Below are 21,901 nucleotides of genomic sequence, written 5' to 3'. Positions count from 1 at the left end.
GTCAGCCTCCGCCGCCCAAGGCACGGTACAGCGCCACCAGGTTCTGCGCGCGCTGGCTTTGCACCTGCACCAGGGTCTGCTGGGCCGCGAACAGCGAGCGCTGTGCGTCCAACCGGTCCAGGGCGCTGGAGACACCGGCCGTGTAGCGCTGCTCGGCCGCGTTCAGGCGGCGAGTCTCGGCTTCCACCTGGGCAGCCAGTGCGGCGCGCTGTTCGGCCAGCGTGGCGCGGCCCGCGAGGCTGTCGGCGACCTCGCGGAAGGCGGTCTGGATGGCCTTCTCGTACTGGGCCAGCGCAATGTCCCGCGACGCTCGTGCTCCGGCCAGGTTGGCGCGGTTGCGGCCGGCGTCGAAGAGGGGCTGGATCAGCTGCGGCGCAAAGCTCCAGGCCGAGTTCTTGAACAGGTCGGACAGATGGCCGCTGGCCGTGCCGACGCTGCCGGTCAGCGTGATGCGCGGCCAGAAGGCGGCGCGGGCGGCATCGATGTTGGCGTCCGTTGCGCCGAGCTGAAACTCGGCCTGGCGGATGTCGGGCCGGCGTGTCAGCACCTCGCTGGGCACCCCGGCGGGCAACTCGGCCAGGGGCTCGAAGTCCGCCAGGTCGCCGGTGGGCGCGGGCAGGTCGGCCGGCAGCGGGCCGCCGATCAGCAGGGCCAGCGCGTTCTCGTCCAGCGCGCGCTGGCGCTGGGCCTGGGCCAGCACGGCGCGGGCCGCCTGCCAGGAGGACTCGGCCGAGCGCAGGTCCAGCTCGCCTGACACGCCGCCTTCGAAGCGCTGCCGGGTCAGCGACAGCGACTGCTCGCGCGTGGCGAGGGCGTCGCGCGTGATCTTCAGCAGGGCCTCGTCGGCCTGCAGCGCGATCTCGGTATTGGCGACGCTCGCCACCAGCGCCGTGCGCACCGCCTGCTGGTTGGACTGCGCCGCCAGCACCTGTGCGGCGGCCGCGGCGCTCAGGCCACGCAGGCGGCCGAACAGGTCCAGCTCATAGGCCGAGACCTGCAGGCCGGCCTGGTAGACGCTGTTGATGCCGCCAGCCGCCGTCGGCGTGCGCGAGCCGCTGATGCCGGCGTTGACGGTGGGCCAGAGGTCGGCATCGCGCGCCGAAGCGGTGGCGCGGGCGCTCTCGATGTTGAGCACCGCCACGCGCAGGTCGCGGTTGTTGGCCAGGGCCAGCGGGATCAGCTTTTGCAGCCGCGCGCCCTTGAAGGCCTGGGCCCAGGGCAACTCGGTGGCGGCCGTCGCGCCAGGGCCACCGGCTTGCGGAAAGGCTTGCGGCACGGCTGCGGCCGCGGCTTCCGAGGCAACCGGGCGCTTGGGCTCGGGGCCGGCGCAGGCGGCCAGCAGCGCCGCGAGGGCGATCAGCGAGAGAGACGTCTTCATGCCTGGCCTCCCGACTCGTCCTCGGCCTCGTGGGCATCGCGCTTGCGCTGCCGCTCGCTGCCCGGGAAGAAGCGGCGCACGACGACGAAGAACACCGGCACGAAGAACACGGCCAGCGCCGTGGCCGTCAACATGCCGCCCAGCACGCCCGTGCCGATGGCACGCTGGCTGGCCGAGCCCGCGCCGCTGGCGAGCACCAGCGGCAGCACGCCCAGCATGAAGGCCAGCGAGGTCATGATGATGGGGCGAAAGCGCAGGTGGGCCGCTTCGCGCACCGCGTCGAATACGCTCTTGCCGTGGGCCTGCAGGTCCTTGGCGAACTCGATGATCAGCACCGCGTTCTTGGCCGACAGGCCGATGATGGTGATCATGCCGACCTTGAAATAGACGTCGTTCTCCAACCCCCGGAAGGTCGCACCCAGCACCACGCCGAGCACGCCCAGCGGCACCACGAGGACGACGGCGAGCGGGATGCTCCAGCTCTCGTACAGCGCGGCCAGGCAAAGGAACACGGCCAGCAGCGAGAAGCCGAACAGGATGAAGGCCGTGGAGCCCGAGAGCTTTTCCTCGCGCGACTGGCCGGTCCACTCGTAGCCGAAGCCGTCGGGCAGGGTGGCCGCGATCTTCTCCATCTCGGCGATGGCCACGCCCGTGGACACGCCCTTGGCCGGCTCGCCCAGGATGCGCATGGCCGAGTAGCCGTTGTAGCGCACGGTCTGCATGGCGCCGGTGACCCACTTGCTGGTCGAGAAGGCGCTCAGAGGCACCGGCTGGCCGGCGTTGTTGAGCACGTTGAGCCGGGCGAGGTCCTCGGGCTGCATGCGCGCGGGCGCATCGGCCTGCACGATGACGCGCTGCAGGCGGCCGGTGTTGGGGAAGTCGTTCACGTAGGTGGACCCCAGCGACGTGCCCAGCACCGCGTTGACGGCGCCAATGTTCACGCCCAGCGCCTGCGCACGGTCGCGGTCGATGCTGAGCTCCAGCTGCGCGGCGTCCTCCAGGCCGTCGGGGCGCACGGCGTTCAGCAGCGGGTTCTTGGCCGCGGCGCCCAGCAGTTGGTTGCGCGCGGCCAGCAGTTCGGCGCGCGTGTGGCCGCTGCGGTCCTGCAGGCGGAAGGCGAAGCCGTTGGCGCGGCCCAGATCGCGAATGGGCGGCGGGCTGGTCGGGAAGATGATGGCGTCGCGCACCTTGCTCAGCGCCCCGAAGGCGCGGGCGGCCAGGCCTTGCGCGGAGTGCTCGGGGCCGTGGCGCTCGTCCCAGGGCTTGAGCGTGACGAAGGCCAGGCCTGCGTTCTGCCCCGCGCCCGAGAAGCTGAAGCCGACGACGCCGACCATGCTCTCCACCTCGGGCTGCTTGAGCATGTAGTCCTCGACCTGCTTCACGACATTCAGCGTGCGGGCTTGGGTGGCGCCCGGCGGCAGCTGGATGTTGACGAGGATGTTGCCCTGGTCTTCATTGGGCACGAAGGAGGTGGGCAGCTTCTGGAACACCAGCACGGCCGCCGCGATGACGGCCGCGTAGACCACAGCCATGCGCGCGCCGCGGTAGATGAACTTGGACACCCAGCCCTCGTAGCCCTTGGCCGTGCGCGAGAAGCCGCGGTTGAACCAGCCGAAGAAGCCGCGCTTCTCCAGGTGATGGCCGGCTTCGACGGGCTTGAGCAGCGTGGCGCACAGCGCCGGCGTCAGCGACAGCGCCAGGAAGGCCGAGAAGGCGATGGAGCTGACCATCACCGCCGAGAACTGGCGGTAGATGTTGCCGATGGAGCCCGAGAAGAAGGCCAGCGGCACGAACACCGAGATCAGCACCACCGTCACGCCGACGATGGCGCCGGAGATCTGCCCCATGGCTTTGCGCGTGGCCTTGAGGGGCGACAGCCCCTCCTCGCTCATGACGCGCTCGACGTTCTCCACCACGACGATGGCGTCGTCCACCACGATGCCGATGACCAGCACCATGCCGAACATCGTCAGCACGTTGATGGAGAAGCCCAGGGCCAGCAGCGTGGCGAAGCTGCCCAGCAGCGCGATGGGCACGACCAGCGTGGGGATGATGGTGTAGCGGATGTTCTGCAGGAACAGGAACATCACGAGGAACACCAGCGCGACGGCCTCCACCAGCGTCTCGACGACTTGCGAGATGGAGATGTCGATGAACAGCGAGCTGTCGTAGGGGATGGTGGCCTTCACGCCCGCCGGGAAATAGGGCTCCAGCTGCTTGAGCCGCTGCTTGATGAGCTTGGCCGTCTGCAGCGCATTGGCCGCAGGGGCGAGCTGCACGCCCACGCCGGCCGAGGGATTGCCGTTCAGTCGCGTGGAGCGGCCGGTGTAGCTGTCGGCGCCCAGCTCGATGCGGGCCACGTCCTTGAGCCGCACGGTGGAGCCGTCGGCGTTGGCGCGCAGGATGATGTTGCCGAACTGCTCCACGTTCGTGAGCTGGCCGCGCACGACGACCGTGGCCGCGACCGGCTGGCCGGGCACATTGGGCAGGTCGCCGATGGAGCCGGAGCTGACCTGGGCGTTCTGGGCCTGGATGGCGGCGTTCACGTCGGCCGGCGCGAGTCGGAAGCCCACCAGCTTGGCCGGGTCCAGCCAGATGCGCATGGCGCGCTCGGTGCCGAACAGCAGGCCCTGGCCCACGCCGGGCACGCGCTGGATCTCGGGCAGCACGGTGCGCGAGGCGTAGTCGCCCAGCGCGATGGGGTCGAAGGCCGGGTTGCTGCTCGACAGGATGATGAAGAGCAGGAAGTTGGGGTTGGCCTTGTCCACCCGCACGCCCTGCTGGATGACGGCCTGAGGCAGGCGCGGCTGGGCGCGGGCGTAGCGGTTCTGCACGTCCACCTGGGCCAGGTCGGGGCTGGTGGCCGGGTCGAAGCTCATCGTGATGGAGCCGGTGCCGTCGGCCTGGGCGACGGCTTCCATGTAGATGAGGCCGGGCGAGCCGTTCATCTCGCGTTCGATGACGCTGATGACCGAGTCCTCCAGCGTCTGGGCCGAAGCGCCGGGGTAGCTGACCGACAGCACGATGGACGGCGGCGCCACCGGCGGGTACTGCGCGATCGGCAGCTGCGTGACCGCGACGATGCCGATGACCGTGATGAACAGGGCGATGACCCACGCGAAGATGGGCCGGTTGATGAAGAACTGCGCCATGTGAGGTTCAGCCCTTCGAGGCGGCCGATGCAGGCGCTGCAGCCGGGGCCGAGCCCGCGGGCGACCATGGCACCGGGCGGGCCTTGCCGCCGGCCTTGGCCTTCTGCAGGCCGTCCACGATGACCTTCTCGCCAGCCTTCAGGCCGCTCAGCACCAGCGCGTTGCCGCCCTGGGCCGGGCCCAGCTTGACGGGCCGCGCGCTGACGCTGCCGTCGTCGGCCACCACCAGCACCGTCTCGCCGGTCGCGCCGCGCGCCACCGCTTGTGCCGGCAGCCAGACGGCGTCGCTGACCTCGGCCTGGGCCAGGCGCACGCGCACGTAGAGCCCGGGCAGCAGCAGGCCCTTGGGGTTGGGCAGCTCGGCGCGCAGCGTGATCTGGCCGGTGGCGGCGTCCACGCTCAAGTCCGAGAACAGCAGCTTGCCGGTCTCGGCGTAGACGCTGCCGTCCTCGAGCAGCACCTGCACGCGTGCGGCGTCCTTGCCGCCCGCACGTTGCAGCTTGCCATCGGCCAGCGCCTGGCGCAGCCGCATCACCTCGGCGGCCGACTGCGTGAAGTTGACATAGAGCTTGTCGATCTGCTGCACGATGGCCAGCGGCGTGGCCTCGCCCTGGCCCACCAATGCGCCTTCAGTGACCAGGGCGCGGCCGATGCGGCCCGAGATGGGCGAGGTGACGGCGGCATAGCCGAGGTTGATCTGCGCCGTCTGCACGGCGGCCTTGCCGGCAGCCACGTCGGCCTTGGCCTGGCCGGCCGCGGCCTGGGCGCTCAGCGCCTCCTGCTGGCTGACGGCCTGGGTCTTGGCCAGCGGTGCATAGCGGTCCGCCAGCGACTGGGCCTGCAGCAGATTGGCTTCGGCGCGTGCGAGCGTGGCCTGAGCGCTGGCGAGGGAGGCGCGGTAGGGCGCGGCGTCGATCTCGAACAGCGCCTGGCCGGCCTTGACGTCGCTGCCCTCAGTGAAGAGGCGCTTGTTCAGGATGCCGGCGGCGCGGGCGCGCACCTGGGCGACGCGGAAGGCCTCCAGCCGACCGGGCAGTTCGGCGGCGAGGTCGGCACGGCCCGGCGTGACGGTGACGACGCCCACTTCGGGCGGGGGCGGCGTGGCCGCCGCAGTCTGGCTGTTGGACTGGCCGCAACCGCCCAGCCCCATGCCCAGTGCCACCAAGATGCCCAGCCGAGCGCTGCTACCCCATGCCAACTTCATCATTGCGTCCTGTTCGACTTGCTTCTCGACGGCCCGCTCCGGCGCCGACCCTGGCGCCGGGAGCAAAACCACTGACTTTAGCCATGCGATCGCTTTCACGCCGGTGAAGCAACGCAAAGCCCTGAGGCGGGCTTGGGCGTCACAGGGCCCTAACTAACGCTGGCATTGAGCGCCGCCAGCCGCGCGCGCTGCACGGCGCGGCCGATGTCCGGCCCCTTGGCGCCGCGCGCAATGGCCGCTGCGCTCGCGGCGGCGAGGTCGACCTTCAGCGTCGCCGCCAGGTCGGCAGCGAGGCGCTCGCGCTGCGGGTAGTCGCGGTCCTCCAGCCCGAGGCGGCCGCGGGCGTCGCATTCGCAGGCCCACAGCATTTCGGCAAAACGCTCGGGCCGGCGCCAGGCGTCGCAGCGCTCCAGCAGGCGCAGCCGCGCCTCGGCGCTGAAGGCGCTGCTCTGGTGCACATGGGTGTGCTCGCGGGCGACCAGCTCGGCCAGTTCGCGGCAATCGGTCGGCACTTTCCAGCGCGCGCTGACCTCGCGGGCCAACTTTTCGCTGCGCACCTCGTGAGCGATGTGGCGCGGCAGCTCCTCCTTGCGCGTCGTGCCCTTGCCGAGGTCGTGGCACAGGCAGGCGTAGCGCACGGTCAGCGGCGCCTCCAGCCGGGCGCATTGGTCCAGCACCATCAGCAGATGGATGCCGGTGTCGACCTCGGGATGGTGGGCCTCGGGCTGCGGCACGCCGAACAGGGCCTCCACTTCGGGCAGCAGCCGCGCTAACGCACCAGCCTGGCGCAGCACCTCGAACATGCGCGACGGCTTGTTCTCCATCAGGCCGCGCGACAGCTCCTGCCAGACGCGTTCGGCCACCAGCGCATCCACCTCGCCGGCCACGACCATGGCGCGCATCAGCTCGACGGTCTCGGGCGCGACCGTGAAGTCCGCAAAGCGCGCCGCAAAGCGGGCCAGGCGCAGGATGCGCACCGGGTCCTCGGCAAAGGCGGGCGACACATGGCGCAGCACTTTGTCGCGGATGTCACGCTGGCCGTCGTGGGGGTCGACGAGGCGCCCCTGCTCGTCCTGGGCCATTGCGTTGATCGTCAGGTCGCGGCGCGCCAGGTCCTGCTCCAGCGTCACGTCGGGCGCGGCATGGAAGGCGAAGCCGTGATAGCCGGCGGCTGTCTTGCGCTCGGTGCGGGCCAGGGCCACTTCCTCGCGCGTGTCGGGGTGCAGGAAGACGGGGAAGTCCTTGCCGACGGGCAGATAGCCGGCTGCAGCCAAGTCCTGCGGCGACGCGCCGACGACGACCCAGTCATGGTCCTTGACGGGCAGGCCGAGCAGGCGGTCGCGGATGGCGCCGCCGACGAGATAGGTCTGGAATTGGGACATCCTGCGAATTCTGCGGCCACACTGTGGGCATGAAGCCCCCACGTCAACTTCGTTTCCTGCCCCCCGAGGGGGCGTCAGTGCCCTTCGGGCGGCCGGGCGGGCACTGATGCAGATCCTGAGCGAACACCGCTGCTTTGGCGGCATCCAGCGCTTCCACCAGCACGACTCGGCCGAGATTGGCCTGCCCATGCGCTTCGGGCTCTTCCTGCCGCCGCAGCCCAAGGCGCTGCTGGTGTTTCTTGCGGGCCTGACCTGCAACGAGGAGACCTTCGCGATCAAGGCCGGCGCGCAGGCGCTGGCGGCCGAGCTGGGCCTGGCCCTGCTGACGCCCGACACCAGCCCGCGCGGTGCCGGCGTGGCAGGCGAGAGCGAGGCCTGGGATTTCGGCGTCGGCGCGGGCTTCTATCTCGATGCGACGCGCGAGCCGTGGGCCAAACACTGGCGCATGGAGAGCTGGCTGATGCGAGAGCTGCTGCCGCTGGTGCAGCGCGAAACCGGGCTCGCGCGCGCCGGCCTGTTCGGTCACTCCATGGGAGGCCATGGCGCGCTGACTCTGGCGTTGCGCCATCCCGGCCGCTTCGCGTCACTGTCGGCCTTTGCGCCCATCGCCGCACCCATGCAATGCCCCTGGGGCCAGAAAGCCTTCAGTGGCTATCTCGGCGAGGACCGGGCCGCCTGGGCTGCCCACGACGCCAGCGCGTTGATGCAGTCACAGGCCAGCGCCCCTTACCCGGAGGGCATCCTCATCGACCAGGGCCAGGCCGACAAATTCCTGGCCGAGCAACTGCACCCCGAAGCCTTCGAGGCCGCCTGCGCCGCCAAGGGTCAACCCTTGACCCTGCGCCGCCATGCCGGCTACGACCATGGCTACTACTTCATCGCCAGCTTCATGGGCGACCACCTGCGCCACCACGCGAGCCAATTGTTCTAGGGGGTTGGGCGCCGGCTTTGCAATTCTTGTGGGAAGCCACAGTCGCCGCCGCCGGCCTTCGCACCTAAGCTGCCGCCGAAGCCAGTTCCGCTCGAAGAACTGATGGAGACACGCATGCAAGCTGCCACCGGCCGCCAGCCTTTCTACCGTTCGCTGTACCTGCAGGTCATCACAGCCATCCTCATCGGCGTGCTGATCGGCCACTTCTGGCCACAGACGGGCGAGGCGCTCAAGCCGCTGGGCGACGGCTTCATCAAGCTGATCAAGATGATCATCGCGCCCATCATCTTCTGCACGGTGGTGGTGGGCATCGCCGGCATGGAGGACATGAAGCGTGTCGGCAAGACCGGCGGCTATGCGCTGCTGTACTTCGAGGCCGTGTCCACCATCGCGCTGATCGTCGGCCTCATCATCGTCAACGTGCTGCAGCCGGGCGACGGCATGCATGTGGACCCCAAGACGCTGGACACCAAGGGCATCGCCGCCTACACCGGCCCGGGCAAGCTGCAGGGCACGGTGGACTTCCTGCTCGCCATCATCCCGACTACGGTGGTGGACGCCTTCGCCAAGGGCGAGATGCTGCAGGTGCTGCTGTTCGCGCTGCTGTTCGGCTTTGCGCTGCACCGCTTCGGCGGGCGTGGCACGCTGGTGTTCGACGTGATCGAGAAAACCTCGCACGTGCTGTTCGCCATCGTCGGCATGATCATGAAGCTCGCGCCCATTGGCGCCTTCGGTGCGATGGCCTTCACCATCGGCAAGTACGGGCTGGGCTCGCTGGTCTCGCTGGCCAAGCTGATGGGTGCCTTCTACGCCACCTGCCTGATCTTCATCTTCATCGTGCTGGGCACCATCGCCAGGCTGCATGGCTTCTCGGTCTGGAAGTTCATCAAGTACATCAAGGAAGAGCTGTTCATCGTGCTGGGCACGTCGTCCAGCGAATCGGTGCTGCCGCGCATGATGGCCAAGCTCGAGAACCTCGGCGTGCGCAAGTCCACCGTCGGCCTCGTCATCCCGACCGGCTATTCCTTCAACCTCGACGGCACCTCCATCTATCTGACGATGGCGGCCGTCTTCATCGCCCAGGCGACCGACACGCCGATGACCCTGATGCAGCAACTGACGCTGCTGGGAGTGCTGCTGCTGACCTCCAAGGGCGCGGCCGGCGTGACGGGCAGCGGCTTCATCGTGCTGGCAGCCACGCTGTCGGCCGTCGGCCATGTGCCGGTCGAGGGGCTGGCGCTGATCCTGGGCATCGACCGCTTCATGTCCGAGGCGCGGGCGCTGACCAACCTGGTGGGCAACGGCGTCGCCACGGTGGTAGTGGGCAAGTGGACGGGTGACCTGGACATGCCTCGACTGCAGGCTGTGCTGGACAACGAGACGCCGGCCGAGGCCGAGGAGCCGGAAGCCGTGCTGGACGCGAAGACCCCGCACATGGCACCCTAGCGGCGGCCCGCACGGTCGTGCTAAATTGCGGGCATGGAAACTCGCAGCGAACGCGCCGAGATCACGCTGGCCGCCATCGTCGGCGCGGCACTCGACATGGCCGTGACCGAGGGGCTGGAGAGCATCAGCCTCGGTGAGGTGGCCAAGCGGCTGGACCTGTCCAAGAGCGGCGTGTTCTCGCGCGTGGGCTCGCGCGAGCAACTGCAGCTGGCTGTGCTGCTGGAATTCGACAGGCGCTTCGTGCAGACGGTCTTCGTGCCCGCCATGGGCGAGGCCCGCGGCCTGCCGCGGCTGCAGGCCGTCATGCGCCGCTGGCTGGCCTGGGCCAGCGACGTCGACCGCCACAAGACCTGCCTCTACACGGCCGGTGCCTTCGAGTATGACGACCGCGAGGGCCCGGTGCGCGAGCACCTGCTGGACGGTGTACTGCGCTGGCGCGCGACGCTGCGGCGCACCGTGCTGCAGGCGGTTGAAGCGGGCCATCTGCGTGCCGACCTCGACGCCGAGCAGATGGTGTTCGAAATGGACGCCATCTTCATCATCCTGCTGCACGACGCCCGCTTCCTGCGCGACCCCCGTGCCGGTGAGCGCGCCGAGCGTGCCTGGCAGCGCCTGCTGAACGACTGCCTTCCCTGATCGATGACGCCTTTGCCCGCTGATCTTCTTCGTTTGCCTTTTTGTCGCACGGTCGTGCGAAATATGGAGCCCCTGTGACCACCTCCCACAACCCCGCCGCTGCCTTCTACGCCTCGCCCACCGCCCGCGGCATCGCGGCGCTGTTGCGTGGCCTGCATCGCCTGTCGCCCGACCTCGGCGCGCGCGTGGCGCTGCGCCTGTTCTTCACGCCCATGCCGACCAAATGGCTGGCCCGTTCGCGGGACGTGCCGCGGCCCTGGGTGGAGCGGCAACTGCCCTTCGAAGGTGGCCACATCAGCGTCTGGCAGCGCAGCGATATCGAGCATGACGAACCGGGCCGGCCCAAGGTGCTGCTGACGCACGGCTGGGCCGGCGATGCCCAGCAGCTGCGGCCGCTGGCCGACACGCTGGCGGTGGCCGGCTTCGAGCCCGTGCTGCTGGACCTGCCGGCGCACGGCCGCAGCAGCGGCTGGCGCAGCAACCTGCTGCAGTGGGTGAGGGCGCTGTTCGCCGTCACGGCGCGTTTCGGACCGTGGGATGGGGTCGTCGCGCATTCCCTGGGGGCGATGGCGCTGTCCCACGCATTGGCGCGTGGCCTGCCGGTGCGGCGGGCGGCGCTGATCGCGCTGGCGCCCCCACCCTGGCAGTTCCTGCGCTGGTTCGCCCAGGCCATGGGCACGGGCGAGGGTCTGGCGGCGCGCATGCGCGGCCGTATCGAGCAAAGCGAGGGCGCATCGCTGGGGCATTTCGAGCCCGGCTGGCTGGGCGTGCGCGTGAACCAGCCGACGCTGCTGGTGCATGACCGGGGCGATCTGACGGCGCCACTGACCGGCAGCGAGACCCTGCTGGCCGGCTTGGCGGCGGGCCGCCTGCACGTGACCGAGAACCTCGGCCACCGCCGCCTGCTCAACGACCCGGCGGTCATGGAGCAGGTGCTGGGCCATCTGTCGGCAACGCCGTCGCTGAGGGCCGTTTGAACCGCCGAGGGACAATCGAGGGATGGCAGTCCTCTCCCTCTCCAACGCCCACCTCGCTTTCGGCCACGTCGCCCTGCTCGACGGTGCTGGCTTTTCTCTCGAAGTCGGCGAACGCGTCGGCCTCATCGGCCGCAACGGCACCGGCAAGTCCTCGCTGCTGAAGATCCTGGCTGGCCTCGAGAAGCTCGACGACGGCCTGCTGCAGCAGCAGCAAGGCCTGACCAACGTCTATGTGCCGCAGGAGCCCGAGCTGCGCGGCGACGCGACCATCTTCGACGTCATCAGCGAGGGCGTGGCCGAGCACAAGGCGCTGCGCGAGCGCTACGAGATCCATGATGAGAACGATGACCTGGCCTGGGTGCAGGAGCGCATCGAGCACATCGGCGCCTGGAACTGGGAGCAGCGCGTCGAGGAGACCCTGCACCGCCTGGGCCTGGACGGTTCGCGCCTGGTGAGCACGCTGTCCGGTGGCCTGAAGAAGCGCGTCGCGCTTGGCCGGGCCCTCGTCGCCCAACCGGACGTGCTGCTGCTGGACGAGCCCACCAACCACCTGGACCTGGACGCCATCACCTGGCTGGAAGGCCTGCTGAACGACTTCAAGGGCTCGCTGCTGCTGATCACCCACGACCGCGCCTTCCTCGACAACGTCGCCAACCGCATCGTCGAACTGGACCGCGGCCAGCTGCGCGGCTACCCGGGCAACTACGCTGCCTTCCAGGCCGCCAAGGCCTATGAGCTGGAGAACGAGGCGCTGTTCAACGCGCGCTTCGACAAGCTGCTGGCTCAGGAGGAGGTCTGGATCCGCAAGGGCGTCGAGGCGCGCCGCACGCGCTCCGTCGCGCGCATCCAGCGCCTGGAAGTGATGCGCCAGGCCCATGCGGCGCGGCGCGATGTGCAGGGCAAGGTGAGGCTGGACATTGACACCGGTGGCGCCAGCGGCAAGATCGTCGCGGAGCTGGAGGATGTGTCCAAGAGCTACGGCGATCGCGCCATCGTGCGCGGCTTCACGTCCACCATCCTGCGCGGCGACAAGGTCGGCCTGATCGGCCCCAACGGCGCCGGCAAGACGACGCTGCTGAAGATGATCCTCGGCGAGCTGGCGCCGGACAGCGGCACGGTGCGGTTGGGCTCTCGGCTGAGCGTCGCCTACTTCGACCAGATGCGCGACACGCTGAACCTCGACGCGACGCTGGCCGACACCATCAGCCCGGGCTCGGAGTGGATCGAGATCGGCAACCAGAAGAAGCACGTCAAGAGCTACCTCGGCGACTTCCTGTTTTCGCCGGCACGCGCCAACTCGCCGGTGCGAACGCTGAGCGGTGGCGAGCGCAACCGCCTGCTGCTGGCACGCCTGTTCGCACGGCCCGCCAATGTGCTGGTGCTGGACGAGCCCACCAACGACCTCGACATCGAGACGCTGGAGCTGCTGGAGGAGCTGCTGGCGGAGTACGACGGCACCGTCTTCCTCGTCAGCCACGACCGGCGCTTCCTGGACAACGTCGTCACGTCCACCATCGTCTATGAAGGCGACGCGCGCTGGCGCGAGTACGAAGGCAGCGTGCAGGATTGGCTGCTGCAATCCAGGCGCGCCGCGGCTTTGCAGGCGCAGGCCGCACCCAAGGCCGCGGCTGCTCCGACACCGCCGCCCGCGCCCGAGCCCGCGTTGGTCGTCGCGACCAAGCGCAAGCTCAGCTACAAGGAGCAGCGCGAGCTCGACGAGATCCCCAAGCAGATCGCCGCGCTGGAGGCCGAGCAGACGCAGCTGAACGCGTTGATCGCCGGTAGCGAGCTGTACGCGCAGGGCGCGACCCGCATCGCCGAGGTGACCGACCGCGCCGCCGACATCGATGCCGAGCTGCTGGTGCTGATGGAGCGGTGGGAACTGTTGGAGGCGAAGTGAACGCCTTGCACCAGGAATGGTTGGCCCTGCAGGCGCAGCACGAGCGCTACGAGGCCTTGGCCCTGGGTGTGAAGCTGGTGGCGTTTGCGGCCACCGTGCTGGTGCCGGACAACACCCTGGCCCTGGCGCTGCTGGCCCTGCTGTGGCTGCAGGAGGGCGTGCTGAAGACCTTCCAGGGGCGGCTGGGCGATCGCCTGCTCGTCGTCGAGGCGGGGCTGAAGGCGGGCGAGGGCGCGGTGGCAATGCAGTTGCACAGCGACTGGCTCGCCAGCCGGCCGCGCGGCTTGGGCCTGGTGACGCAATACCTGAAGAGCGCGCTGCGCCCGACGGTGGCCCTGCCTTATCCGCTGCTGATGATCCTCATCGTCGTGATCTGAGTGCTGCGGCAGTCGTGCCCTGCCCGGGCCGAGCGCCGGGCCGCTCTCTAGCCGGCCCGTCGGACGATGTGCTCACGGCTCGATGCCGTGAGCATCGCCGTCCCCGCGGGGGCTGAGGCCGGACACATGGCGCCCAGTGGGCGGCATGCGCCTGCCGAAGAGCTGCGGCTCAAGACGCAGCGCGGTCTGCAAGACCGACCAGGCGCGCCCGCGTTCAGCGGGGCGGGACTGGGCGAGGGGACTTGATGTCAGGCGGGTTGCAGCTTCTCGAGCGACACAAAGCCGTTCTGACCTTTGAGCTGAACCACGGTCTCGCCGTGGCGGTGCACGACGTACTGCGCCACGTGAACGGCGCCGTTGAAGCGCACCTTGTCGCCCGGCTTGATGACGGGCTGGGGCGCAATGACAGGCAACGCCGGCCGCGGTGCCGGCTTGGCCGCGCGCATCGCCTCGCGCACCTGGCCATGCAGGCCGGGCGAGCGCTTGGCCAGCGCCTCGAGTGAGCGAGTCATCTCCGCCTTGAGCTGCTCGGCGGTGAAGGGCTTCTTCAGCAGGAAGTCGGCGCCGTGCGCCTCGGCCTCGAACTGGTGTTCGGGCGTCACCTCGAAACTCAGCAACGACAGATGCAGCGATGGCTGCACCTCACGCAGGCGCTGGTAGAGCTGGATGCCGCTCAGTGGCGCCTTGGCAAACCAATCGGTGATCAGGAAATGCGGCTTGAAGAGCAGGCCCTGGGCCAGGGCCGCCTCGGTGTCGGCGCAGCACAGGATGCTGTCGGCGGCAAAGCCGCGGCTTTGCAGCAGCTGGCGTGCAAAGGTCTGAACCCCGGTAAGGGGGTCTACAACAAGGAATTTCAAGGAGTTGCTCATGTCCACATCGGGCGCCGCAGCGGCGCCGGGCGACGCGGATTCTGCCGGCGGCCCGAGCGCGGCTCCTTGAAAAAGTCCGGGTGGAGTGAGAACTTTTTGTCAGCCCTGCAGGCGGCAGAAATCGGCTCTCAGCGCTTGCGGCGTGACCGCGTGGCCATCCGCCTCGAACTGCCGGCCGACATGCGACTGCCAGCTCGCCAAGTCGACCCGCCCGTCCAGGCTGCGGTGCAGCGCCGCTCAAGCGCCCAGGGGTTGCTCCAGCGAACAAGGGGGATGAACCTAGGGGAGCGCGGCGCGGCCTTTCAAGGCGTCAACGCCGGCGCGCAGCTCGCGCCAGAAGGCCGGGTCCTGCGAGGTGGCCATGTTGATGCGCACCAGCGAGCCGGGGGCGCGCGTGGCGCTGAAGAGGGCACCGGGCGCGATCAGCCAGCCCGCGTCCAGCAGGGGCTGGGCCAGGCGCTCGGTGTCGACGCCGACGTCCAGCCAGCCGAACAGGCCGTCCGGCGGCGCAGCCCAGGCGAAGCCCTGCTTGGTGGCCAGGGCCGAAATGCGCTGGCGCGCGGTGGCCAGGCGCTCACGCAGGCGCTGCGCATGGCGGCGCAGCCGCCCCTGCTCCAGGCACAGCGCCACGGCGCGCTCGAGCACGGCCGAGCTGGTCAGGCCATCGAGCAGCTTGGTGTCGGTCAGTGCGTGCAGGCGCTCGGGCGCGGCCGCCAGGTAGCCGACTCGCCAGGCCGGCGTCAGCACCTTGGAGAAGCCCGACACGTAGATGACGCGGCGCAGCCCGTCCAGCGCCGCCAGGCGCGGCAGGTGCTCGGGCGCGAGGAAGCCGTAGCTGTCGTCCTCGACGATGAAGAAGTCGTGCTCGTCGGCCAGGCGCAGCAGCTTGTGGGCGCTGGCCAGGTTGAGGCTGTGGCCGGTCGGGTTGTGCAGCACCGACACGGTCAGGTAGGCGCGCGGCGAATGGGCGGCGGCGAGCGCGCTCAGTACCTCCAGGTCGGGTCCCTGGGCGCCACGCGGAACCGGCAGCAGGCGAATGCCGCCTTGGGTCAGGCGGGCAAACATGACGGCCCAGCCCGGGTCGTCGACGAGGACGGCGTCGCCGGGCTGCAACTGGGTGCGGATGATGAGGTCCAGCGCGTGCGTGGCGCCGTTGGTCGTCAGGATCTGTGCCGGCACAGCGTGGATGCCGAGGTCGTCCAGGCGCTGGGAGAGCGCCGCGCGCAGGCGGTCGTCGCCCATCGGGTCGCCATAGCCGACCTGCAGGGCCAGGCAGTCGGCGGCATGCAGGCGGCGCAGCGCGGACTGCAGCAGCGTCGGGTCCAGCCAGTCGGCCGGCAGCGTGCCCAGGCCCGGTGAGCGCGCGGCGTCGGCCTCGAACATGCCGCGGATCAGCGCCGTCGCATCCATCGGCGCCTGGCGCGGCATGGCCATGGCCTGCGGGCGCGGCGCGGCGCGAGTGGTGGCCGGGCGGCTCTCGCGCACGAAGAAGCCGCGCTGGCGGCGCGCCTCCAGCAACCCCGCGGCCTGCAACTGGTCATAGGCGGCGACGACGGTGTGCGGGCTGACGCCATGCTGGCGCGCACAGTCGCGCACCGACGGCAGGCGGGCGCCCGGCAGCAGCAGGCGTTCCCGGATGCGCTGGGCATAGCGCTCAGCCAACTGGCCGGCGAGCGGCAGGCTGGCGCCGCGCTGCAGGGGAGGGTGTGTACCGGTGGGCATGGCAGTACAGATTCTTGGTCAGGTTGGCTGACTGTACTGGTTCTGTATCGGTGTCATGCCTCAGACTGAGTTCATGTCAGGGTTTTCCACGTCCACCACGGTCTCGACGACCACCACGTCCGATGCGACACGTGGCCTGCTGCTCGGCGCGGCCGGCGTGCTGATGTTCGCTCTCAGCATCCCGATGACGCGGCTGGCCGGTGGCAGCGCAGCGGCGCCCCAGCTCGATCCGGCCTTTGTCGCCTTCGGGCGCGCGGTGGCGGCGGGGCTGTTGTCGATCGCCTATCTCTGGATCACCGGCGCGCGACGGCCGCGCGGCGGCGAATGGCAGCTGCTGGCCTTCACGGCCGCTGGCGTCGTCTTCGGCTGGCCGCTGCTGCTGGGCTTCGCGGTGCGCCATGTGGACGCCGTGCATGCCTCGGTCGTGTCCGGTGTGCTGCCACTGGCCACGGCCGTCATCGCCGCGCTGGTGCTGCGCCAGCGGCCGAGCCTGGGGTTCTGGATCTGTGCGTTGGCTGGGCTGGCATTGGTGATCGGCTTTGCGGCCTGGCGCGGGGCGGGCGGGCTGGAGATGGCGGACGGCCTTCTGCTGGGGGCTGTGGTCTGCGCGTCGGCGGGTTATGTCAGCGGCGCGCGGCTCACCAGCGCCCTGACGGCCGAGCAGGTGATCTGCTGGGTGCTGGTCATCAGCTTGCCCTTCACCGTGCCACTGGCCGTGCTGACGCGGCCGACGGCGCCGGTGGCGGCTTCGGCCTGGGGCGGCTTTGCCTATGTATCGCTGGTGTCGATGTGGATCGGCTTCTTTGCCTGGTATCGCGGCCTGGCGCTGGGCGGCACGATGCGCGTCAGCCAGGTGCAGGTGCTGCAACCCTTTTTGTCCATGCTGTTCGCGGTGCCCTTGCTGGGCGAGCGGCTGGATGCGATGACCGTGGTCTTCGCCGCCGCCGTGCTCGCGGTCGTGTGGCTGGGCAAACGGCAACCGGTTCACTGAAGGAGGCCTGTGATGAATGATCGATTCACCATCCCACTTGCGCCCGGCCAGGCGCTGACCCTGGCTGCCGCTCGCACGCCGCGCCGCCTCGTCGTGACGGGTGGTCGGCTGTGGCTGACCATTTCGGGAGGCACCGACGACCACTGGCTGCGTGCCGGTGAGGGCCTGACGCTGGCTGCTGGTCAGGAGGTCGTTGTCGAGGCCTGGCCGGAAGCAGCCTTTCAATTGCTGCAGCCCGCGCCCAAGCGCAGAGTCGAGGCAAAGCCGGCACGGGGCTGGCGCATGAACCTGGCAGGCGCTGCATGAAGACACTTGGCATCCTCGGCGGCATGAGCTGGGAGTCCACCCAGCATCTGTACGCGCTGATCAACCGCGGCGTCGCCGCGCGCCTGGGTGGCCTGCACAGCGCCCAGCTCGTGCTGCACAGCGTCGACTTCGCGCCGATTGCAGCGATGCAGTCGGCCGGTGAATGGGGCGAGGCTGCGCGCGTGCTGGGTGAAGCCGCCGCCGGCTTGAAGCGTGCCGGCGCCGAGGCGCTGCTGATTGCGACCAACACCATGCACCTCGTCGCCACTGAGATCGAACAGGCGGCCGGCTTGCCGGTGCTGCATATCGTCGATGCGACCGCCGAGGCGCTGCGTGCGGCCGGCGTCAAACGCGCCGGCCTGCTGGCCACGCGCTTCACGATGGAGCAGGGCTTCTATCGCGACCGCATGTGGGAGCGATTTGGCATCGAGGTCATCACGCCCGAAGAGGCAGGCCGCACGGAAGTGCACCGCTTGATCTACGAGGAACTGTGCCGCGGCCGCTTTGAACCGGCCTCGCGCGAGGCCCTGCGCGCCCAGGTTGCAGCCCTGGCCGACCGCGGCGCACAGGCCGCCATTCTTGGCTGCACCGAGCTGGGCCTGCTGTTGCCCGCTGACAGCGCTGCCGCCCTGCCGCTGTTCGACTCCACCGATTTGCAGGCCCGTGCCGCGGTCGACTGGATGCTAGGCTGACTCCTTTGAAATCCCGCGAGTGATTGCCATGCACCATTCTGTCTTTGCCGGCCGGCGGGCCGAGCGCCGGGCCGCCCCTAGCCGGACCGCCATCCCCTCGGGGGATCGGTCCATGTACTCATGGAACGAGGGGCTGACATGACGACCGTCTGGACCCAAGCGCGCCGCGCCGCGCGGATGAACCCGTCCATCATTCGCGAGATCCTCAAGGTCACCGAGAAGCCCGGCATCCTGTCCATGGCCGGCGGCCTGCCGAGCGCGGACACCTTTCCGGTCGACGCGCTGAAGGCCGCCTGCGACCGCGTGCTGAGCAAGAACCCGCGCGAGGCCCTGCAATACGCGGCCAGCGAGGGCTTTGCGCCGCTGCGCGAATGGGTGGCGGCGCGGGTGGCAACACTCGGCATGAACGTGACGCCCGACCAGGTGTTGGTCACCAGCGGCTCCCAGCAGGGGCTGGACCTGGTCGGCAAGATCCTCTGCGACGCTGGTGCGCCGGTGGCCGTCGAGACGCCGACCTACCTCGGTGCGCTGCAGGCCTTCACGCCGTTTGAGCCCATCTTTGCGAGTCTCGCCAGCGACGACCAGGGCCCGCGCCCCGAGGCCATTGCGGCCCTGCCGCATGACGCACCCGGCACGCGCTTCAGCTATCTGCTGCCCAACTACCAGAACCCGACCGGCCGCGTCATGGGCGCTCAGCGCCGCGTGGAAGTCGTCGAAGCCTCGCGCCGCGCCGGCGTGCCCATCGTCGAAGACAACCCTTATGGCGACCTCTGGTTCGACGAGCCGCCGCCGGCCGCGCTATCCAGCCTATGGCCGGAAGGGTCGCTCTACCTGGGCTCCTTCTCCAAGGTGCTGACGCCGGGCTTTCGCCTCGGCTATCTGATCGCCCCGCCCGAGCTGTACCCGAAGCTGCTGCAGGCCAAGCAGGCCGCCGACCTGCACACGCCGGGCTTCAATCAGCGCGTCGTCCACGAGGTCATCCGCGATGGCTTCCTGGACGGCCACATCCCCACCATCCGCGCCCTCTACAAGGCCAACCGCGATGCGATGGCCGAGGCTCTGCGCGAGCATCTGCCGCCGGGCTGCGACTACCTGTCGCCCCAGGGCGGCATGTTCTTCTGGATCCGCCTGCCCGAAGGCCTGGACGCGATGGCCCTGCTGCCCCGGGCCGTGGACGCCGGCATCGCCTATGTGCCGGGCGCGGCCTTCTATGCCCACCAGCCCGACCCGCGCACGCTGCGCCTGTCCTTCGTTACGCTGACACCGGACCTGATCCGGGATGGCGTCGAGAAGCTCGGCCGTCTGCTGCACGAGGCGCTGGAGCCGGTTGCGGAGCACGCGCCCTGATGCAGCGCGACGGCTACCGGCTCAGCTTTGCGCCCGAGGACATCGACGCCCGGGCGGCGCACGACTTCCTCGTCGGGGCCTATTGGTCCGAAGGCATTCCGCTGGCCTTGGTCGAGCGCTCGATTGCCAACTCACTGTGCATCGCGCTGCATGCCGAAGGGGTCGGCCAGGTCGGCTTTGCCCGCGTCGTGACCGACCGGACGACCTTCGCCTATCTCTGCGATGTCTATGTGCTCGATACCCACCGCGGCCACGGCCTGGCGAAATGGATGATCGAGACGCTGCTGGCCCACGCCGACCTGCAGGGCTTGCGCCGCTTCATGCTCTTCACCCGCGACGCCCATGCGGTCTATGCCGGCCACGGCTTCTCGCCACTGGCCAAGCCGCAGCGCGGCATGGAAATCGTCCGCCCCGGTCTATATCTCAAGCCGTGATCAAGCCATGACTCAGTTGCGCCGCTTTGCCCAGGTCGATGTGTTCACCGCCGTGCCGCTCAAGGGTAATGCCCTGGCCGTCGTCATCGACGGCAGCGGCCTGTCCGACGCCGAGATGAGCGACTTCGCGCGCTGGACCAATCTGTCCGAGACAACCTTTCTGCTGCCGCCCACCGACCCGGGCGCCGACTACCGCGTGCGCATCTTCACGCCCGGCGGCGAACTGCCCTTCGCCGGCCACCCGACGCTGGGCAGCGCCCATGCCTTCCTGGCCAGTGGCGGCGATGCGAAGAAGGCCGGTGAGGTCGTGCAGCAATGCGCCATCGGCCTCGTGCGGGTGAAGCGCGACGGTGCCCGCCTGGCCTTCGCCGCGCCGCCGTTGAAACGCAGCGGCGGCGTCGGTGCGCAAGAGCGCGCGCAGGCGATTGCGGCACTGCGCATCGCGCCTGAAGCCTTGCTCGACCTGGTCTGGGTCGACAACGGCCCCGGCTGGATGGCCGCTCGCCTGGGCGACGCGGCCAGCGTGCTGGCGCTGCAGCCGGACTTCATCGCGATGCAGGGGCTCAAGCTCGGCGTCGTTGGTGCCTACCCGGCCGGCGGTGAATGCCAGTTCGAGGTGCGCGCCTTTGTGCCCGACCTCGGCATCCCCGAAGACCCGGTCACCGGCAGCCTCAACGCCGGCCTGGCGTTGTGGTTGCAGGAGTCCGGTCTGGCGGGCGACAGCTATGTGGCCGCCCAAGGCGCCGCTCTCGGTCGGGCCGGCCGCGTGCATGTGAAGCGCGACGGCGAGGGCACCTGGATTGGCGGCGACGTGACGCCGCTGATCCACGGCCAGGTGAGGCTGTGAGCATGGAACTCGACCATCTCGTCGTTGGTGCCGCGACGCTGGAAGAGGGCGTCGCCTGGTGCGATCGAGTGCTCGGCGTCACGCCGCAACCTGGCGGCAAGCATGCGTTGATGGGCACGCACAACCGCCTGGTGTCGATCAGCGGCCCCAATCACCCGCGCTGCTACCTGGAAATCATCGCCATCGACCCCGCGGCGCCACCGCCAGGCCGGCCCCGTTGGTTCGACCTCGACCAGCCCGCACTGCGCGAACGGTTGGCGCTGGGGCCGGGGCTCATCCACTGGGTCGCCCGCGTCCCCAACCTGGACGCGGCGCTGGCCTATTGGCGCGGCGAGGGCGTGGACGCCGGTGAGGCGGTCGACGCCTCACGCGGCGCATTGCGCTGGCGCATCGCGCTGCGCGAGGACGGTCGCCGCCTGCGCCGCGAGGCGTTGCCGGTGCTCATCCAATGGGACGAAGCCCACCCGACCGACACGCTGCCCGATCAGGGCGTGCATCTGCTCGGCTTCGAGACACGTGATGGCCTGAAGGCTCGCCTGGCCACCCCGCTCGGCGAGGTCGAACTGGGAGTGATTGGGTGATGAAGACCGAAGACCTGTTCCGCGAGGACGCAACGCTGCTGGCCTGCGAGGCCGTCGTCACCTCTCACGGCGAAGGCGGCGTGCTGCTGGACCGCACCGTCTGCTACCCGCTCGGCGGCGGCCAGGCCGGCGACACCGGTTGGCTGATCGCGGGCGAGGAGCGCTGGCGTGTCACCGACACGCGCAAGAGCAAGGAACACCCCGAGGCCATCGTCCACCTGATCGACGGTGAGCTGCCCACCGTCGGCACGGCGGTGCGCATCGAGGTCGACGCCGCGCGCCGCCAGGCTCACCGGCGTTTCCATACGGCGACACATCTGCTGTGCGCGCTGCTGCCTTATCCGGTCGACGGCTGCTCCATCACCGAAGGCTATGCGCGGCTGGACTTCCATACCGACGAGCCCTTCGACAAGGAAGCCATCCAGGCCGGGCTGGACCGCCTCGTCGCTGAGGCGCATCCGGTCGGCCATCGGTGGATCACGGAGGATGAACTCGACGCCAACCCCGGCCTCGTCCGCTCAATGAGCGTGCAGCCACCGCGAGGTCTCGGGCGCATTCGCGTGCTGGAGGTGGAGGGCGTGGATCTGCAGCCCTGTGGCGGCACGCATGTGAGCAACACGGTTGAGATTGGTGCCGTCGTTGTCACCAAAATTGAGAAGAAATCAGCCAAGACCCGCAGGGTCGTTCTCGGCTTTGCCGAGTCGGCCTCGGGCCGGAGCTGATTTCTTC

The 21,901-nt window shown here is 69.6% G+C and carries 20 protein-coding genes; 14 read left to right on the top strand and 6 right to left on the bottom strand.

Translation table 11 applies throughout. From position 1 onward, the window contains the following. Position 1: 1 nt before the first annotated feature. From AC1DW0_RS21975 to AC1DW0_RS21960, 4 genes are all read right to left on the bottom strand, one after another. Positions 2 to 1,378 carry an efflux transporter outer membrane subunit gene (locus AC1DW0_RS21975; RefSeq protein WP_457350616.1) on the bottom strand — a complete coding sequence of 459 codons (1,377 nt, stop codon included), beginning with the start codon at positions 1,376 to 1,378 and terminating at the stop codon, positions 2 to 4. After that, entirely contained in the window at positions 1,375 to 4,530 is a 3,156-nt protein-coding gene (locus tag AC1DW0_RS21970; RefSeq protein ID WP_477948003.1) for an efflux RND transporter permease subunit, read from the bottom strand. The genes AC1DW0_RS21975 and AC1DW0_RS21970 overlap by 4 nt, the downstream gene beginning before the upstream one ends. Positions 4,531 to 4,537: 7 nt before the next feature. Further along, a complete protein-coding gene (locus tag AC1DW0_RS21965) occupies positions 4,538 to 5,734 on the bottom strand; it encodes an efflux RND transporter periplasmic adaptor subunit (RefSeq protein ID WP_477948001.1) in 1,197 nt (398 codons plus the stop codon). A 149-nt stretch (positions 5,735 to 5,883) separates the two neighbouring features. Then, the gene (locus AC1DW0_RS21960; protein WP_477947999.1) at positions 5,884 to 7,116 is read right to left on the bottom strand and encodes a multifunctional CCA addition/repair protein; all 1,233 of its coding nucleotides are present in this window, start codon (positions 7,114 to 7,116) and stop codon (positions 5,884 to 5,886) included. 106 nt (positions 7,117 to 7,222) lie between these two features. On the opposite strand from AC1DW0_RS21960, the gene fghA reads away from it, so the two are divergent. From fghA to AC1DW0_RS21930, 6 genes are all read left to right on the top strand, one after another. Continuing rightward, the gene (gene fghA, locus AC1DW0_RS21955; RefSeq protein WP_457322885.1) at positions 7,223 to 8,047 is read left to right on the top strand and encodes an S-formylglutathione hydrolase; all 825 of its coding nucleotides are present in this window, start codon (positions 7,223 to 7,225) and stop codon (positions 8,045 to 8,047) included. A gap of 114 nt (positions 8,048 to 8,161) precedes the next feature. Then, complete coding sequence (locus tag AC1DW0_RS21950) at positions 8,162 to 9,493, top strand: dicarboxylate/amino acid:cation symporter (protein WP_457322886.1); 1,332 nt, start codon at positions 8,162 to 8,164, stop codon at positions 9,491 to 9,493. A 33-nt stretch (positions 9,494 to 9,526) separates the two neighbouring features. Continuing rightward, positions 9,527 to 10,129: a TetR/AcrR family transcriptional regulator gene (locus AC1DW0_RS21945; RefSeq protein WP_477947997.1), complete on the top strand. Its 603-nt coding sequence runs from the start codon at positions 9,527 to 9,529 to the stop codon at positions 10,127 to 10,129. Between the two features lie 74 nt (positions 10,130 to 10,203). Then, entirely contained in the window at positions 10,204 to 11,106 is a 903-nt protein-coding gene (locus AC1DW0_RS21940; protein ID WP_477947995.1) for an alpha/beta fold hydrolase, read from the top strand. A 22-nt stretch (positions 11,107 to 11,128) separates the two neighbouring features. Continuing rightward, positions 11,129 to 13,006 carry an ATP-binding cassette domain-containing protein gene (locus tag AC1DW0_RS21935; protein WP_457350606.1) on the top strand — a complete coding sequence of 626 codons (1,878 nt, stop codon included), beginning with the start codon at positions 11,129 to 11,131 and terminating at the stop codon, positions 13,004 to 13,006. Then, positions 13,003 to 13,383 (top strand): hypothetical protein, encoded by a 381-nt coding sequence (locus tag AC1DW0_RS21930; protein WP_477947994.1) that lies wholly within the window; start codon positions 13,003 to 13,005, stop codon positions 13,381 to 13,383. The genes AC1DW0_RS21935 and AC1DW0_RS21930 overlap by 4 nt, the downstream gene beginning before the upstream one ends. Positions 13,384 to 13,631: 248 nt before the next feature. Here the strand turns inward: AC1DW0_RS21930 and AC1DW0_RS21925 are convergent, their stop codons facing one another. Together AC1DW0_RS21925 and AC1DW0_RS21920 are read right to left on the bottom strand one after the other, a co-directional pair. Next, positions 13,632 to 14,252, bottom strand: coding sequence for a response regulator (locus AC1DW0_RS21925; protein WP_457322890.1), 621 nt, complete (start codon positions 14,250 to 14,252; stop codon positions 13,632 to 13,634). Between the two features lie 279 nt (positions 14,253 to 14,531). Continuing rightward, on the bottom strand, positions 14,532 to 15,974 hold the full coding sequence (locus AC1DW0_RS21920; protein WP_056205578.1) for an aminotransferase-like domain-containing protein: 1,443 nt from the start codon (positions 15,972 to 15,974) through the stop codon (positions 14,532 to 14,534). A 73-nt stretch (positions 15,975 to 16,047) separates the two neighbouring features. Here AC1DW0_RS21920 and AC1DW0_RS21915 point away from each other — a divergent pair, with 73 nt between their 5' ends. The 8 genes from AC1DW0_RS21915 to AC1DW0_RS21880 all read left to right on the top strand — a co-directional run bounded on the left by AC1DW0_RS21915 (position 16,048) and on the right by AC1DW0_RS21880 (position 21,894). After that, complete coding sequence (locus AC1DW0_RS21915; RefSeq protein WP_457350604.1) at positions 16,048 to 16,965, top strand: DMT family transporter; 918 nt, start codon at positions 16,048 to 16,050, stop codon at positions 16,963 to 16,965. Between the two features lie 12 nt (positions 16,966 to 16,977). Next, on the top strand, positions 16,978 to 17,271 hold the full coding sequence (locus AC1DW0_RS21910) for a DUF2917 domain-containing protein (RefSeq protein ID WP_056205574.1): 294 nt from the start codon (positions 16,978 to 16,980) through the stop codon (positions 17,269 to 17,271). Next, positions 17,268 to 17,963 carry an aspartate/glutamate racemase family protein gene (locus tag AC1DW0_RS21905; RefSeq protein ID WP_477947993.1) on the top strand — a complete coding sequence of 232 codons (696 nt, stop codon included), beginning with the start codon at positions 17,268 to 17,270 and terminating at the stop codon, positions 17,961 to 17,963. Before AC1DW0_RS21910 ends, AC1DW0_RS21905 begins: the two co-directional genes overlap by 4 nt. Before the next feature lie 138 nt (positions 17,964 to 18,101). Beyond that, positions 18,102 to 19,310 (top strand): aminotransferase-like domain-containing protein, encoded by a 1,209-nt coding sequence (locus AC1DW0_RS21900; protein ID WP_477947992.1) that lies wholly within the window; start codon positions 18,102 to 18,104, stop codon positions 19,308 to 19,310. Then, entirely contained in the window at positions 19,310 to 19,744 is a 435-nt protein-coding gene (locus AC1DW0_RS21895; protein ID WP_056205569.1) for a GNAT family N-acetyltransferase, read from the top strand. Before AC1DW0_RS21900 ends, AC1DW0_RS21895 begins: the two co-directional genes overlap by 1 nt. Positions 19,745 to 19,751: 7 nt before the next feature. Then, positions 19,752 to 20,591: a PhzF family phenazine biosynthesis protein gene (locus AC1DW0_RS21890; RefSeq protein ID WP_477947990.1), complete on the top strand. Its 840-nt coding sequence runs from the start codon at positions 19,752 to 19,754 to the stop codon at positions 20,589 to 20,591. A gap of 2 nt (positions 20,592 to 20,593) precedes the next feature. Next, positions 20,594 to 21,172 carry a VOC family protein gene (locus AC1DW0_RS21885; RefSeq protein WP_056205565.1) on the top strand — a complete coding sequence of 193 codons (579 nt, stop codon included), beginning with the start codon at positions 20,594 to 20,596 and terminating at the stop codon, positions 21,170 to 21,172. Beyond that, the gene (locus AC1DW0_RS21880) at positions 21,172 to 21,894 is read left to right on the top strand and encodes an alanyl-tRNA editing protein (RefSeq protein ID WP_477947987.1); all 723 of its coding nucleotides are present in this window, start codon (positions 21,172 to 21,174) and stop codon (positions 21,892 to 21,894) included. Before AC1DW0_RS21885 ends, AC1DW0_RS21880 begins: the two co-directional genes overlap by 1 nt. Positions 21,895 to 21,901: the final 7 nt, after the last annotated feature.

The sequence above is a fragment of the Roseateles sp. P4_D2 genome, assembly GCF_056401875.1.
Note: the sequence above shows the minus strand (reverse complement) of the source record. Positions and strands in the feature narration are given on the sequence as shown.